Source organism: Clostridium sp. 1001283B150225_161107_B6 (genome assembly GCF_015556325.1).
Classification (GTDB): domain Bacteria; phylum Bacillota; class Clostridia; order Lachnospirales; family Lachnospiraceae; genus Enterocloster.
Map to the genome: position 1 here is coordinate 599236 of NZ_JADNMD010000002.1, position 15743 is coordinate 614978.

10 protein-coding genes and 1 riboswitch are annotated in these 15743 nt (G+C 51.9%); of the genes, 6 read left to right on the forward strand and 4 right to left on the reverse strand.

The genetic code is table 11. The features are described from left to right. Positions 1–29 precede the first annotated feature (29 nt). The gene (locus I2H39_RS07815; protein ID WP_330640823.1) at positions 30–1451 is read left to right on the forward strand and encodes a DUF512 domain-containing protein; all 1422 of its coding nucleotides are present in this window, start codon (positions 30–32) and stop codon (positions 1449–1451) included. 190 nt (positions 1452–1641) lie between these two features. Continuing rightward, positions 1642–2505, forward strand: coding sequence for a methylenetetrahydrofolate reductase [NAD(P)H] (gene metF, locus I2H39_RS07820; protein WP_138307826.1), 864 nt, complete (start codon positions 1642–1644; stop codon positions 2503–2505). Positions 2506–2535: 30 nt separating this feature from the next. Here the strand turns inward: metF and I2H39_RS07825 are convergent, their stop codons facing one another. The 3 genes from I2H39_RS07825 to I2H39_RS07835 form a co-directional block, all read right to left on the reverse strand. After that, positions 2536–3444, reverse strand: coding sequence for a LysR family transcriptional regulator (locus I2H39_RS07825; protein WP_195626189.1), 909 nt, complete (start codon positions 3442–3444; stop codon positions 2536–2538). 64 nt (positions 3445–3508) lie between these two features. Further along, positions 3509–4447 carry an exosortase K gene (gene xrtK, locus I2H39_RS07830; RefSeq protein ID WP_195626190.1) on the reverse strand — a complete coding sequence of 313 codons (939 nt, stop codon included), beginning with the start codon at positions 4445–4447 and terminating at the stop codon, positions 3509–3511. Between the two features lie 3 nt (positions 4448–4450). Beyond that, positions 4451–6502, reverse strand: a complete 2052-nt coding sequence (locus tag I2H39_RS07835; protein ID WP_195626191.1) for a VIT domain-containing protein — start codon at positions 6500–6502, stop codon at positions 4451–4453. A 201-nt stretch (positions 6503–6703) separates the two neighbouring features. Further along, positions 6704–6776, forward strand: a riboswitch (Fluoride riboswitch). Between the two features lie 52 nt (positions 6777–6828). On the opposite strand from I2H39_RS07835, the gene I2H39_RS07840 reads away from it, so the two are divergent. Continuing rightward, positions 6829–8007 carry a cation:proton antiporter gene (locus tag I2H39_RS07840; RefSeq protein WP_195626192.1) on the forward strand — a complete coding sequence of 393 codons (1179 nt, stop codon included), beginning with the start codon at positions 6829–6831 and terminating at the stop codon, positions 8005–8007. Here the strand turns inward: I2H39_RS07840 and I2H39_RS07845 are convergent. Next, positions 8004–9605 (reverse strand): amidase family protein, encoded by a 1602-nt coding sequence (locus I2H39_RS07845; RefSeq protein ID WP_195626193.1) that lies wholly within the window; start codon positions 9603–9605, stop codon positions 8004–8006. The two genes, I2H39_RS07840 and I2H39_RS07845, sit on opposite strands and share 4 nt — an antisense overlap. A gap of 371 nt (positions 9606–9976) precedes the next feature. Here I2H39_RS07845 and I2H39_RS07850 point away from each other — a divergent pair, with 371 nt between their 5' ends. The 3 genes from I2H39_RS07850 to ytvI all read left to right on the forward strand — a co-directional run bounded on the left by I2H39_RS07850 (position 9977) and on the right by ytvI (position 15645). Beyond that, positions 9977–10900, forward strand: coding sequence for a carbon-nitrogen hydrolase family protein (locus I2H39_RS07850; RefSeq protein ID WP_195626194.1), 924 nt, complete (start codon positions 9977–9979; stop codon positions 10898–10900). A 25-nt stretch (positions 10901–10925) separates the two neighbouring features. Beyond that, a complete protein-coding gene (locus tag I2H39_RS07855) occupies positions 10926–14273 on the forward strand; it encodes an ATP-binding protein (protein WP_330640825.1) in 3348 nt (1115 codons plus the stop codon). A 283-nt stretch (positions 14274–14556) separates the two neighbouring features. Continuing rightward, the gene (gene ytvI, locus I2H39_RS07860) at positions 14557–15645 is read left to right on the forward strand and encodes a sporulation integral membrane protein YtvI (protein ID WP_195626196.1); all 1089 of its coding nucleotides are present in this window, start codon (positions 14557–14559) and stop codon (positions 15643–15645) included. Positions 15646–15743 lie beyond the last annotated feature (98 nt).

The following is a 15743-nucleotide window of genomic DNA, read 5'->3' on the forward strand; positions in this document are numbered from 1 at the left end:
ACTATAATACTGAGGAAAATAGATTGAAAATGAAAAAGAATGAACATGTGATAAAAGAAGTATTTCCCGGCTCCATTGCAAAAGAGATGGAAATCGAACCGGGTGATATACTTCTTTCAATCAATAATGAAGAGATTGAGGATGTATTTGACTACAGGTATTTGATTAAGGATGAGTATATTGAGGTAGTCATAAGAAAACCGGACGGGGAAGAGTGGCTGTTGGAAATCGACAAGGATTATGACGATGACCTGGGGGTGGAGTTTGAAAACGGCCTGATGAGCGATTACCGTTCATGCAGCAACAAGTGCATATTTTGTTTTATTGACCAGATGCCGCCGGGGATGCGGGAAACCTTATATTTTAAGGACGATGATTCCAGGCTTTCTTTCCTGCAGGGAAATTACATCACCCTGACCAACATGAAGGAAAGAGACATAGAGAGAATCATCCGGATGCAGCTGGCTCCTATTAATATATCCGTGCAGACCACCAATCCGCAGCTGCGGTGTAAAATGCTCCACAACCGATTTGCAGGCGATAAGCTTAAGTATCTGCAGATGCTCTATGACGGTCATGTGGAAATGAACGGACAGGTGGTCTGCTGTAAGAATGTAAATGACGGGGCGGAGCTGGAGAGGACCATCAATGATTTGTCTAAATATCTGCCCTTCTTAAGAAGCGTATCCGTGGTTCCGGCAGGAATCACAAAATTCAGGGAGGGGCTGTTCCCCATTGAGTTATATACCAGGGAAGAGGCCGGCGCTGTTATTGACCTGGTGGAAAGCCGCCAGCAGGAATTTTATGACCAATACGGACTTCATTTCATTCATGCAAGTGATGAGTGGTACATTACGGCAGGCAGGGATTTTCCGGAGGAGGAGCGCTATGACGGTTATATCCAGCTGGAAAATGGAGTGGGAATGATGCGTATGTTCATCAATGAATTCAACGAGGCCCTGGAAGCAGTTATCAATGGCAGGGAGTATGAAAGGCTGAAAAAGACAGTCACAAGGAAGCTGACCATTGCAACGGGGAAGCTGACCTATTCCACCATTTGTGACTTTGCGGGAAAGCTGATGGACGCATTTCCGCATCTGACCATTCATGTGTACTTTATACGGAATGATTTCTTTGGGGAGACCATAACGGTATCCGGTCTTATAACGGGACAGGACCTGATAGGACAGTTAAAGGAGCGTCAGGATGCAGGGGAGGATTTGGGTGAAGTACTGCAGATTCCATCCAATATGCTGCGCATGGGCGAACAGGTGTTTTTAGATGACCTGACGGTCCAGGATGTGGAACGGGAGCTGGGAATGAAGGTGGTGGCCGTGGAATCAGGGGGCAGGGAGTTCATTGACGCTGTCCTGGATTCGGAATACAGAATGGAACGCACAAACGATAATTTTGTCTATATACAGGCCTATGACCGGAGTAAGGGAAAATAGAGCTGCAGCATATGGATGTATTGAAAAAGAGAGACGCCTTGGAGAAGCAGAGGCAGGAACAGGGAGAGTGATATAGTTTTAAACTATAGAAGCCTATAAAAATTACAAATTATGCCTTCTTTTTGATTTGTGCTATGATTACTGCAATCAGAAATCATGACAAAGACTTAAAAGAAGGGAACAGATATACATGAAGACATCATCACTGTTTAACCATAAGACAGTACTGTCCCTGGAGGTATTTCCTCCTAAGAGGACAGCGCCCATTGATACGATTTACCGGACATTAGATGAACTTAAGGGAATCACCCCTGATTTCATCAGCGTCACATACGGGGCAGGGGGCAGCGAGAACAGCCAGGCAACGCTTAAGATAGCGTCTTTCATTAAGCGTGAATACGGCATAGAGAGCGTGGCCCACATTCCATGCCTGAACCTGACCAGGGAAGACGTTCTGCTGATTCTGGGACAGCTGAAGGAACAGAACATAGAAAATATCCTGGCCCTGCGGGGGGACCGTATTCCTGACAGGATACCGGCAGGAGATTTTAAGTACGCTGCGGATTTGGTGGAATTCATAAAAATGCAAGGGGATTTTAACATAATCGGCGCCTGTTATCCGGAGGGACATCAGGAATCAGGCGGTCTGGTAAGGGATATGAAATACCTGAAAGACAAGGTGGATGCGGGCGTCAGCCAGCTTATTACCCAGCTTTTCTTTGACAACGAGTATTTTTACCGTTTCCGGGAGCGGATGGACCTGGTAGGCATCCATGTCCCGGCGGAGGCGGGAATCATGCCGGTGGTCAACAAAAAGCAGATAGAACGCATGGTATCCCTGTGCGGCGTAAAACTGCCGAAGAAGTTCATTTCCATGATGGAACGGTACGGGGATAATCCTGTTGCCATGCGGGATGCGGGAATCGCCTACGCGGTGGACCAGATTGTGGACCTGGCAGCCCATGGCGTGGATGGAATCCACCTGTATACCATGAATAATCCCTATATTGCAAACCGGATTTACGAATCCGTATTCCGGCTGATGGCGTCTTAGAGCGCCTTTGGAAAATGGGTATTTAAGCCTCTAGGTCTGCGGGCCAATGAGCCGGCTTAACTCTTCCAGATAGTTCTCTGCAAAACGGCTGAGATGGAGTCTGGGGTCTGCAATCCATCCAATGAGCATGTTTTCTTCTGTTTCCAGCGGAACCGCCATGATGGAGTCGCCGTTCAGGTTGCGGTTTAAAATGCCGCTGCATATGGTATATCCATTCAGTCCAATGAGAAGATTGAACAGGGTGGCCCTGTCGCTGACATAAATTACTTTCTTTCTTGGAATGGTGCTGAGTATTTCCTCTGAGAAATAAAAGGAATTTTTTTCTCCCTGCTCAAAGGCCAGAAAGGGGTAATCCTCCAGGTCCTCTATGGTTACGCTTTTTCTGCCTGACAAGGGATGGGTTACGCTGATGAATACATGGGGACTGGCCCGGAACAGGGGATGGAATACAAGACAGCTTTCCTTAAACAGTTTTTCCAGCACCTTCCGGTTAAAATCATTGATATAAAGAATGCCCAGCTCACTGCGGTAATTCTTTACATCATCAATAATCTCATAGGTGCGGGTCTCCCTCAGCGTGAATTCATATTCGTCGGTGTTCTGCCTGGATACCAGGTTGGCAAAGGCATTGACGGCAAAGGCGTAGTGCTGGGTGGATATGGAACAGATGCGCTTTACCGGCTTTTTGTTGGTATAGTGCTGTTCCAGCAGCTCGGCCTGCTCCAGTACCTGCCTGGCATAGGAAAGGAATTCTGTTCCCTGGGAGGAAAGGGCAATGCCTTTGGAGCTGCGGTTAAAGATGGATATGCCCATTTCCTTTTCCAGTTCCCTGACTGCATTTGAAAGGCTGGGCTGGGTGATGAAAAGCTGCTTTGCCGCCTCGGAAATAGAGCCGCAGTTTACGATGGTTACAATATAGCGCAGTTGCTGCAGTGTCATGACAAATACCTCCATTGCATTTGATGCATGGAGGTATTTTAGCACGGAATGATATAGTTTAAAACTATGTCTGTTCATGTTTTGATGATTTTTTATGATTTCCGCCGGTCATATGACGGATGATTGCGGAACAGGTGCCGTGAAGAACCACCAGGGTCAGGCAGACGGCTGTCAGCAGGAGCGCATAGTCTGTGAAGGTTCCTGGACTGTTTCTGTATGCTCTGTTAAGAAACGGTATCCCCAAAACAAGGGAGAAATACCAGAATGAAGGGACTGCCCATCCGCCCAGGGCCTTCATGGGGGAAATTCCGGACCGGGTCCGGCTGTTCCAGCAGCGGGATGTTCCGGGGCTGTTCCTGCAGCGGGATGTTCCGGAAACAGAAGAGCATCTCCGGGAGGCATACTCCCCCAGCTGACATATGGCAAACAGGGCGGTAAAGTAAACAGCAGCCCCAATAATGGTATGAAGCCGTTCCGGCGTGAGCCATATGCTCCAGGCGTGAGCCATGCCTGAACCGGCTGTGCCCGGACCGGCCGTACCTGAGCCAGCCATGCCAGCCCCCGGTGTCCCGCTGCCGGTCATTCCCAGATATATGGGGATGAAGATGGAGAACAGGATTCGGAAGCCGTTGACAAAGATGGTCAGCAGATACGAAGCCAGGGCGCTTAAGGCCATCCATCCCAATTTACCCTTCATGGTCCTCATCCGGTGGATATAAGAGAAAACCAGGGCAGCCGCGGAAATCATCAGGAACCGGACGCCTGAGCAGGAGGCGGCTATGATGAAACGGTAGGAATGGCTGACATAGCCTGCCTGGGGGACCTTTATGAAGGAAATTCCGCTTAAGGCGCTGACCCACCAGGCAGTGGGGGACAGAATCCATGAAAGGCTGCCGCAGTCCATGCGGCTGTAATAATATTTCATTCCCAGCAGGAAGGCGGCTCCCGCAAGATAGAAGGGGATAGTTTGCCGGATAAAGGATTTTGCGCTGCGGATATCCACTTTTTATGCCTCCTCCGTCTGCTTCTTTTTCCTGTTGGCGCTGTTTCGCCGGATACAGCCGGCTGCCATTATGACTCCCGCAGCACACAGAAGTATCAGGGTTCCGGGTTCTGAGCCAATGGTATATCCGGTTCCCACGGCAAAATCAGACACATGCTTCGGCAGCGGAAGGGGCTGGTTCACATCCGCGGCAGAACCCTCCTGGTTGCGGACTGTTTCAGTGACCGCGATGAAGGAGGTGTAGGGTGTCATCATGCTGTAGTCCAGTCCCAGCTGTGTGACGGTTTTTTTGACCATGGCCTGCCTGATTATATCCTGGGTATCCTCCCGTGTACCGTAATCCGTAAGACGCTCTGCCTTTGTCCTGGCCCACAGATAGGATATGGCATGATTGTCTGTTCCGGCCTCTGTCCGGTCCACCGGTATTTCCTGTATGTAATCCTGATTTCCGGTTTTGCCGGTTATCCGTATGGTGCCGGAAGGCTGGCCCCGCCATTTTCCAAACAGGACAATGGGCTTTTGGGCAAACAGGGTGGGAAGGATGTCCGGCTCTACATCGTAAACATCAAAACCATCAAAGGAAACCTTTATGCCGGTCATGACCGGGGACTGGATATAGGTGCGGAAATCACTGGCAGTGCCTGAGGCCTGTTCCGGCTCCGTTACAACAAAGGCTTCCCCGGAGCCGGCTTTTGCGATTCCGTCAATTAAATAGCGGTTGACGGAGGTGCCGATTCCAAAGGAGAAGAAATCCGCAGTTTTAAGGTTCTTATTTATTATTTTGAAAATGGACGCCTCATCGGACATATAGCCGTCTGTGATGGTGACAATGCTTCTGGCCATCTGCGGGTCCTTTGGCAGGGAAACCGCCTGTTCGAGGGCCGGGGCCAGCTCCGTGCCGCCGCCTCCGTCCTGGCGCTCAATCAGGTCAATGGCCATCTGGATGTTTTCCATGGTGGCAGGTACAGATGCTTGGGCCATGGAGATGGCTGTGTCTGAAAACAGTATCAGGTTAAACCGGTCTGAATCCCTGAGATTTCCCACCAGGTCCCGTATAAGCTCCTTTGCAGTGTCAAGAGGATACCCGAACATGGAGCCTGACACATCCAGCACAAATATGTATTCACGGGGCGGAATCTCCTCCGCCCTGACACGCTCCGGAGGCTGTACCATCAGCATAAAGAAGTTCTCCTTTTCCCCTGTGTCCAGCATGAGTCCGCAGTTTATATCCTGCCCGGTAAGTCTGTAATCCAGGATGAAGTCCCGGTCCCCTGCAAATTCTCCGGAATCAGATAGGGTCACATGGGCAGCGGATTCGCTTTCTTTTTCCACCTTGATTTTATGGGAACTGCTGGTCAGACTGGAAATGGGAACGCCTGTGGAGAGGTTGACGGCAATATCATAGGTTCCCTGAGGGGCGGTTCCTTCCTCCAGGTAAGGACTTGCCACCCACTCATCCTGCCCGCTGTTTTCCGGCGAAGGACTGGCATATCTGGGTCCGGTTACGGTGGGGAATACAAACTGGTAAACCCCGTCCCGGGAGGATATCAGTTCGGTGTAGTGCAGTTCAATGCGCACCGTATCCCCGGGCATCACATTGGCCACATTCATGGTAAATACATTGGGACGCTGCTGTTCCAGCAGAGAGGCGCTTTTTCCTTCGCTTTTAGCTTCCTCGAATTCTGTTTTGGCCTCTTCCTTTTCCCTGATTTTTGCCGTGATTACCTCGTCCCCGATTTCCATTTTCATACCATGGACCGTGACCCTGGCGGATGCCGGGAACACGTAGCTGGCGTTGATTGGATTTTGTCCTTCGTTGGTATAGGTCTGGGTGACATAGGTTTCGGCAATGACGCCGTTTATTGTGGTGGACACACTTGTGTCTTTCAGGGGGAACTGTTCCGCCGTCCCTCCGGTGTCCTGTATAAAGAAATAGGGGGCAAGAGTCTTGTCCGCCGCATCCCCCTCCGGTTCCCCGCCGTAGACCGCAGCAGGGGACAGGGTCAGCATAAGCAGGGTCAGACATACACAGAGCCATGTTTTCTTCCGTTTCATTGTTTACACCTCGTTTGTTATTTGTAGGAGTTTCCTTACTGTCCAGATTACAATGGACAGGCATCAAAAAGGCATCAAAGATGCATCAAATTTGCATCATATGAAAAAATTTTACAGCCGTTCAGGCAAGATGAAAAGGCCGGAGGAGAATTCTGACCGTAAAGAGGAAATCCATTGACATTCTGTATTTTTAGTTATAAAATAAGTACCGGGAATGAAGTTCTCCCTTAGTCTGACTAGAACCGCTTATAAAGCTGATGACTTCTGCATTATGTATTAACGCAGAAATTATCGGCTTTTTCTGCGTTTGTAAGGAGGAAAAGAATATGCTGATTAGTATTGCTTACATATTGATGCTGGGAATGTTTCTGGGCTGGGTGTGCAGGAAACTGCGGCTGCCCGGCCTTATGGGTATGATTTTTACGGGGATTCTTCTGGGACCCTATGCATTTAACCTGATTGATGTGTCCATTCTGAACATATCGTCGGAGCTGAGGCGGATTGCCCTCATTATCATATTGATGCGGGCAGGGCTTTCCCTGGATGTAAATGACTTAAAGAAGGTGGGAAGGCCGGCCGTGCTCATGTGTTTTCTCCCTGCCTGCTTTGAAATATTGGGAATGGTCATACTGGCGCCGAAATTGCTGGGGATGCCGGTGCTTGACGCCGCCATTATGGGAGCTGTGGTTGGGGCGGTTTCGCCGGCTGTCATTGTTCCCAAGATGTTAAAATTGATTGAAGAAGGATACGGTACGGATAAGGGAATTCCGCAGTTGATTTTGGCGGGAGCTTCCGTGGACGATGTGTTTGTGATTGTCATGTTCACGGCCTTTACTGGTCTTGCCCAGGGTGGAGCGGTGTCGCCCATGAGCTTTGTAAAGATACCTGTGTCCATTCTGGTTGGAGGCCTTGTGGGACTGGAGGCCGGATGGGGTCTGGCTGTATACTTTAAGAGAGTTCATATCCGGGATACGGTGAAGGTTATCATCCTGCTGTGCGTGGCCTTTATTCTGGTGACGCTGGAGGACAGGTATTCGGACATCGTGCCGTTTTCAGCTTTGATTTCAGTCATGGGAATCGGAATCGCCCTGCAGAAGAAACGGGAGGAAGCAGCCCGCCGGCTATCCGTTAAGTTCAATAAGGTGTGGGTCTGCGCTGAAATCCTGCTCTTTGTTCTGGTGGGGGCAACTGTGAATATCCGATATGCATGGTCGGCCGGTTTACCGGCTGTCTTACTTATTTTCGGCGTGTTGGTGTTCCGGATGGCCGGTGTGTTCTGCTGTCTGGTCAGGACAAAGCTGGATGTGAGGGAACGGGTATTCTGCATGATAGGGTATATGCCTAAGGCTACGGTGCAGGCCGCCATAGGCGGAATGCCTCTGGCCATGGGTCTGGCCTGCGGGGATATGGTGCTGACGGTTGCAGTGCTGGCCATCCTGATTACAGCACCCTTGGGAGCCTTTTTGATTGACCTGACCTATAAGCGTCTTTTGCAGAACAGCTAAGGGACTGTCCGGCCAGCTGCTGTTTGCTGGAATGAAAAGCCCAGGTCCAGAAGCATTCGGTCCTGGCCGTATCCTGCCGTAAATGTGGCGCCCTGGGGCCTGCCCTTGTCATTGAGGCCCAAGGGAACGGTCAGCTCCGGGTATCCTGCCGCGCACACGATATCGGAAGCCGAGGTATTGAGAAATGCAATGGAGTCCAAATCATAGGACTCCATCAGGGTATCCAGCTCCTGACGGGCTTTTTGGATGGAGTCATGGATTGGAGAATAATCAGGGACCGTAATCGCTTCAGCTGCTTCCAGATGGTCCTGTCCGTAACGCATCCTTCGTATGGGGGCCTGCCGGTTATAGTCCAGCAGGTCCCCCAGTTTTGTTATGGGGAGCTGGTTTTGTTCTGCAAAATGCTGGAATTCCTGTTTAAAGGTCAGGTGAATGACAGTTTGGACCCGGACTCCATGGCCCTCCAGCGGGATTTCCGTCACATGGGCCCCGGCGGATATAAGGATGTCCCTGAGCCGGGATATCATGGCAGGGTCATTGTAGGCGTATACTGCCAGACCAATGCCGGCACCTTTTAAAGCGTCCGGATTCAGGTTTGCCGCGGGATTGGAAGCCGCGGTGCCGGGCAGGCCCAGAAGGGCGTCATAGGACAGGGCTGCATCCTGTACTGTTTTGGCAATGGGCCCCGGGGTGTCCAGAGCATGGATTAACGGCATGATTCCTTCCGCGGATATCCGGTCACGGGAGGGCTTAAAGCCGACCACGGAGCTGGCGGCCGCAGGGCCGGCGATGGAGCCGGCTGTCTCCGTGCCAATGGACACCGGCACCAGGTTGGCAGTGACCGAAACCGCGCTGCCGCTGCTGGAGCCGGAAGGGGAAATCTTCAGGGGACCGTAGGGATTGACGGTCTGGCCCTTGTTACCGCTGTATCCGGCGGGCATGATACTTGACATATAATTGGCGAATTCCGATAAATTATTTTTACCCAGGATAACAGCGCCCTGCTCCCGCAGGGTGCGGACCAGAGGGGCATCCTGGGCAGGAATATAGTCTGAGTAGGCCTCGGCCCCAAAGCTGGTGGGTATGTTCCTGGTATTGATATTATCCTTGAACATGACAGGAATTCCAAAGAGAGGGGAGGGAGGGCGGAAGTCTGCGGTATCCTGCTGCCCGGTTGAATCCTGCTGCCGTCCTGATGCGCCCGGCTGTTTCCGGATGGCATCGCATGTCCGGGCCTGCTCCATGGCATCCGGCGCTATCTCCGCAACCGAGTTATAACCGTGTCTGCACTGGTCCAGCTTTTTAATGCGGTACAGGCAGAGGGCGGTCAGTTCCTCATAGGTCAGCTCACTGTCCATGACGGACTGCTGCAGCTCATCCAGGCTTTTTTCCAGTACATACTGTTCTTTTTCTGCCTCCAGGCGTTCCATGTCCATACCTTCCAGCTGCCGGTCAATGGAGGTTAGTAAATCTTCATTGTCCCAGCTAATCCATTCTTCTCCGGGCGGGACCATGTTCCTGAAATACAGGACCATGGCTGAGAGCAGAAGGAGCAGGATTAGGGAAAAGGCCAGGATTTTCTTATATGTTCTATTCATAATATGAGTTCTCCGTATTTTTAATTGAAATCCGCTGTTCGTTTGAACTGATAAGAATAGGATGTCCGTATCTTATTGATTTTATCTATCCGCGCTGTTTTTGGAAGAAAGGTGAATACTGCCATTGTGGAGATTAGGACAGCATGGTAAAATGAGAAAGGACCGGTCCGGTTCCGTAGGGACCGGGGCCTGAGGAAACCGACGGCTGAAATTCACCGGAGGAAACCGACGGAGGAAAATACCCGGCTGAAATCACCCGGCGGGCATGGATGCCGTACGGAAAATGACGGCACAGAACAGGGATAATACTGATAAGTTTAAGTGAATTCCGTTGGAACTATACCTGGAGTTAGCAGGAAAGGGGAAGGGAAATGAAGGATTTGAAGAAAATATGTAAAATAGCCGTTATTCAGGCTGCGCCTGTTATGTTTGACAAGGATGCATGTACACAGAAGGCGGAACAACTGATTCAGGAGGCGTCCCAGGGGGGAGCAGAGCTCATTGTGTTTCCGGAACTGTTTATACCGGGATACCCTTACGGCATGACATTTGGGTTTTGCGTGGGAAGCCGCAGCGGGGAGGGCCGGAAGGACTGGAAAATGTACATGGACAACTCCATCCTGGTTCCCGGAAAGGAGACAGAGAAAATCGGCCTGGCTGCCCGGAAAGCAGGGGCTTATGTCAGCATCGGTGTCTCTGAACGGGACGGTGTGACGGGAACCCTTTACAATACAAACCTGTTCTTCTCTCCCCGGGGAGAATTGATTTGCGTGCACCGCAAATTAAAGCCCACCGGGGCTGAACGGGTGGTATGGGGCGATGCGGACAGGGGATATTTTCCGGTTGCGGAAACGCCCTGGGGTGTGATGGGAAGCCTGATTTGCTGGGAAAGCTATATGCCGCTGGCCAGGGCGGCCCTGTATGAGAAGGGAGTGGCCCTGTACATATCCCCTAATACCAATGACAATCCGGAGTGGCAGTCCACCATTCAGCACATTGCCCTGGAGGGGAGATGCTACTTCATCAACTGCGATATGTATTTTACCAGGGATATGTATCCGGAGGGCCTGCACTGCAGGGATGAGATTGACAGACTGCCGGATACTGTGTGCAGGGGAGGCAGCTGCATCGTGGACCCATATGGTCACTATGTGACAGAGCCGGTGTGGGATAAGGAGGCCATAATCTATGCGGACCTGGAGACGGACCGGGTATGTGCCAGCCGTATGGAGTTTGATGTCTGCGGACATTACTCCCGTCCGGATGTGCTGAGGCTTCAGATTGACGACAGATAATCCATAGGAAAGCAGGTTGACGGGCGTGAAGATAAAATCAGATACAGAGCTGCATCAGCGCTTGGAGGAAGTGAAGAAACTGGCCAGCCGTATGATGCACATGCACTATTGCGAGCACGATACAGAGGGAATCATTTCCTGTTTTTCAGACCGGTTTTCCTGGATGGGGGCAGGGGAACAGGAGTATCTGTCCGGCAGACAGGCCTGTGTGGAACGGTTCCGGAAGTTTGGTAAAACCATTCCCGACTGTAATATCCGGGATGAGGAATACGATGCCTTCTGCCCCATGGAGGGCATATATGTTGTCATGGGACGGATGTGGATAGCCACGGACCCCAGCACCCGGATGTACCTGAAAGTACATCAGAGGGTGACCTTTGTGTTTCAGGATACAGAGGAGGGGATTATGTGTTCCCATATCCATTGTTCCAATCCTTATCAGGAAATGCTGGACGGGGAGAGCTTTCCGGAAAAAATCGGCAGGCAGTCCTATGAGTACGTCCAGGAGCGCTTAAACGCCCTGGAGGAAGAGACAAAACAGCAGAACCGGCAGCTGGAAGTAATCATGTCCTCCATTGCAGGGGGTCTGAAAATAAGCAATGACGATGACACCTATTCCTTTGCCTATGTCAGCAGGGAGGCGGCGGCCCTGTTTGGGTATACCGTGGAAGAATTTATGGAAGCAACCGGCGGGACGGCAGTGGGAAATGTGTATCCGCCCGACCTTCCGGGCGCCCTGGCTGACTGTGCGGAGGCGTTCAGGGACGGAAACCTTACCTACTCCACCCGTTACAGGGTACGCTGCAAGGACGGAAGTCTTAAGTGGGTCATTGACAGCGGCAAGAAGGCCCAGGATGCGGACGGGAACTGGATGGTCAACAGCCTGTACCTGGATGTGACCAGGTCTGAGGAGGACGCCCAGCGTCTGAGGGAACAGACCCAGCTGCTGGCCAGTATTTACGATACGGTTCCATGCGGCATCATCCGCTTTGTCAGGGACATACAGGGCGGATTCCGTCTTGTTTCCATCAATAAGGCCGTATTGTCGCTGATGGATTACCAGGATATGGAGGAGGGTTTTAAGGACTGGCGCGACGGCGTACTGGGTGCTGTGCTGGCAGAGGACCGCCCGATATTGCAGGAGGCATACCGCAGGCTGAAGGAGGTTGGCGACCGGCAGGACCAGGAATACAGGGTAAGATGGAAGGACGGAAGCCTTCACTGGCTGGAGGGGACCAGTATGATTGTGGGGGTCACTCCACAGGGAGAGGACATCCTGCAGCGCACAGCGGTGGACATCACCCAGCGCAGGATTCTCCAGGAACAGTTAGGGCGGGAACAGGAGATGTACCGTGTTTCCATGGAGGTGAGCTCCGCTGTCATGTTTGAATACCGCATGGATGAGGATGTGTTCATCAGCTACGAACCCAGGACAGGACAGGGAGTGCTCCGCAACGAACTCCCCAATTATTCCAGGATACTGCTGGAACAGCAGGTGGTCCATCCGGACGATGTGCCTACGGTCATTGACAATATCTGCAACGGCCGCTCAGAGGTTTTTGAGGTGCGCTGTTCTGTTCCCGGCGGCCCGCCCGGAAAATTTATCTGGTACAGGGTTAACAGCAGGCTGATTATGGAGGAAGGGAAACCCAGCCGGGTGGTGGGAGCGCTCCACAATATACATTCCATGAAATCAAAGCTCTCAGAGAACAGCGAACGCCTCTATATGAGCCAGTCAGCTCTTCAGGCCATCAATGGCGTGTATGTCAGCATATTCTATGTAAACCTGTCCCAGGACAGCTATTACGCTGTAAGGCTGCCGGAAGCCAGCAAAGGAGCGGGGCTGCCGAGAAACGGGGCCTATTCCTCCGTTCTTCGCAGTTATATCCTTTCGGATGTGGACCCGGCAGACAGGAACCGGGTGGGTTCCATATGCAGCCTGGACTGGCTGCTGGGGGAGCTGTCCGGAGGAAACGAACATATTGAGGTGGAGTTCAGGCACTGCCGCTCTCCGCTGTGGCTGCGGATGGAGGTCCACATGGCTGCCGCGGAGGAGGGAAGGCCAAAGACAGCCATCATCGCCCTTCGCAATATCAGCGCCGAGAAACAGCGGGAGTTGGAGTATTATGAGGAGGAGAAAAAGGCAAAGCATGCCCTGGAGGAAGCATATGATTCCCTGAACCGGGCCAACCAGGCAAAGTCGGATTTTCTCTCCAGGATGAGCCACGACATACGTACGCCCATGAATGCAATTATGGGCATGACGGCCATAGCTAGGAGCAGTCTGTCCAACCGTGATAAGGTGGAGGACTGTCTGTCCAAAATCAGCCTTTCAGGCAGTCATCTTCTGGATTTAATCAATAAGGTGCTGGACATGTCAAAAATAGAATCCGGAAATGCAGGGCTGAGCGAGGATGCTTTCTGCCTGAAGGATTTGGTGGAGGAGGTGTCCCAAATCATCAAACCGGATATGGACAGCAGGAAGCAGGAGCTGTCCATTGACATAAAGGAGATGGCCCACCATGCCGTATACGGGGATGCGGTCCGGGTCAAACAGATACTCATCAACCTGCTGTCCAACGCAGTAAAGTATACTCCTGACAGGGGCCGTATATCTGTATCCCTGGAAGAAAAGCTTTCCAGTGAAAGCGGGGTGGGATGCTTTGAGTTTGTGGTGGAGGACAACGGCATCGGCATGACGCCGGAATTCCTGGAAAAGCTGTTCATGCCCTTTGAACGGGCCGAAGATTCCAGGGTCAGCCAGGTCCAGGGAACCGGGCTGGGACTGGCTATTACCAGGAATCTGGTGCAGATGATGAACGGCACCATCCGTGTGGAGAGCCGGTTAAACAGGGGGACCCGGTTCATTGCCACCATATTCCTGAAGCTGGCTCAGGAGGAGACAGGAGAGGGTGCCCCGGACAGCGGCAATGAAGAGGCCCCGGCCCCATTTCCGCCCGGGACCCGGGTGCTGCTGGCGGAGGACAATGAGCTGAACCGTGAAATCGTGGTGGAGCTTCTGGCCATGTTTGGAATTACAGCTGTGTGCGCGGTCAACGGTCAGGAGGCAGTGGAACGGTTTAAGGCGGACCCGCCCGGAACCTATTCCCTTATCCTTATGGATATCCAGATGCCTGTGATGGACGGATACACGGCAGCCAGCGCCATCCGCAGCCTGGGCAGGACAGGACAGCGCCCTGACGGGGCGGGGATTCCTATTATTGCCCTTACAGCCAATGCTTTTGCCGACGATGCTTACCGGGCCAGACAGGCAGGAATGGATGAGCACGTGACAAAGCCACTGGAAATCAACCGGCTGCTGGAAATCATGCACCGGTACCTGGATGGGCCTGACAGGAACCCGCCGGATTAAAAGTTCGTTAAAGAATGGGCCGTCCTCTTGTGTAATCCGTGCTTTTCCCATATAATAGGCCGTAAACAGAATTACATGAGGAGAGGACGGATTCCATGGACGATGAATTCGGTGACACTGTCCCGAAGAATAAATATCTGATACAATTTACCGCATGAGTGGGTTGAGGCATGGCTTGCGCACATTTGGGTGCAGGCCGTGTCTTTTTGTTTTTCGGAGGAATACCGGTAAACGGGGCGTTGTCCATGGATGTTTTGTCCGTCCGGACAGAAAGGAATAAAACATGAAGACGGAAGCAAGAAAATCATTTATCATCAACTGCATGTATTTTACAATCCTGCTGCTGGCAGCCTTTGTACTGCTGAAAATTGGGCTGCCCATGGTGGCTCCCTTTGTCACTGCGTTCGTGATTGCATATCTGTTGAGGAGGCCAATCTGCTTTGCAGCAGGCCGTCTGCACATGAACAGGAAGGTTACGGCCATTCTTACGGTGCTCCTGTTCTACAGCGGGGCAGGCCTGCTGTTCACCCTTCTCTGCGTCAAGATGTTCTCAAACGGGAAACTGCTGGTGGCGGGACTGCCGTCATTCTATGCCAATCATGTGGAACCGGTATTTACCGGAATCTTCAGCGGCATAGAACAGTCCCTCCTGCGCATGGACCCTTCCCTGCTTGGGACCTTGGAAGAGCTGGAGGGCCATCTTGTACAGTCCGCCGGACAGATGGTATCCGGCATCTCCATGGGGGTCATGGCATGGCTCTCCGGTTTTGCCTCGTCCTTACCCGGCATGTTTATCAATCTGCTGCTCATGGTCATTACCACCTTCTTTATTGCTGCTGATTATGAACTGCTGACCGGGTTCTGTCTGCGGCAGCTGGGGGACCGGCCAAAGGCGGTCTTTATGGAGATACAGTCCTACGTGGTGGGCACCCTTTTGGTGTGCATACGTTCCTATGCCCTAATCATGACCATCACCTTTGTGGAATTGTCCATTGGCCTTACCCTGATTGGGGTGGAAAATTCGCTGGTCATTGCATTCCTCATCGCTGTATTTGATATTCTTCCCGTGCTGGGGACAGGAGGAATCATGATTCCATGGACTGTTATCACTGCCCTTATGGGCAACCACGGCCTGGCCCTGGGGCTACTGGTGGTATATCTGTCCATAACAGTCATCCGCAACATCATAGAGCCTAAAATCGTGGGAAGCCAGATTGGCCTTCATCCGGTGGTTACGCTGGTAAGCATGTTTGTGGGGGCGCAGCTTCTGGGGGTGCTGGGACTGTTTGGTTTTCCCATCGGCCTGTCCCTTCTGCGCTACCTGAATGAGACAGGGACCATACGGCTGTTTAAAACAGGAGAGGGAGAGTAAAGGAATCGGACGGAACAGATTTCAAAACAGATTTCCTTCCAACACATATTGCATCCCTGCCTAAATGCTTGGTATAATGGTAAAGATAAGAGGAAATC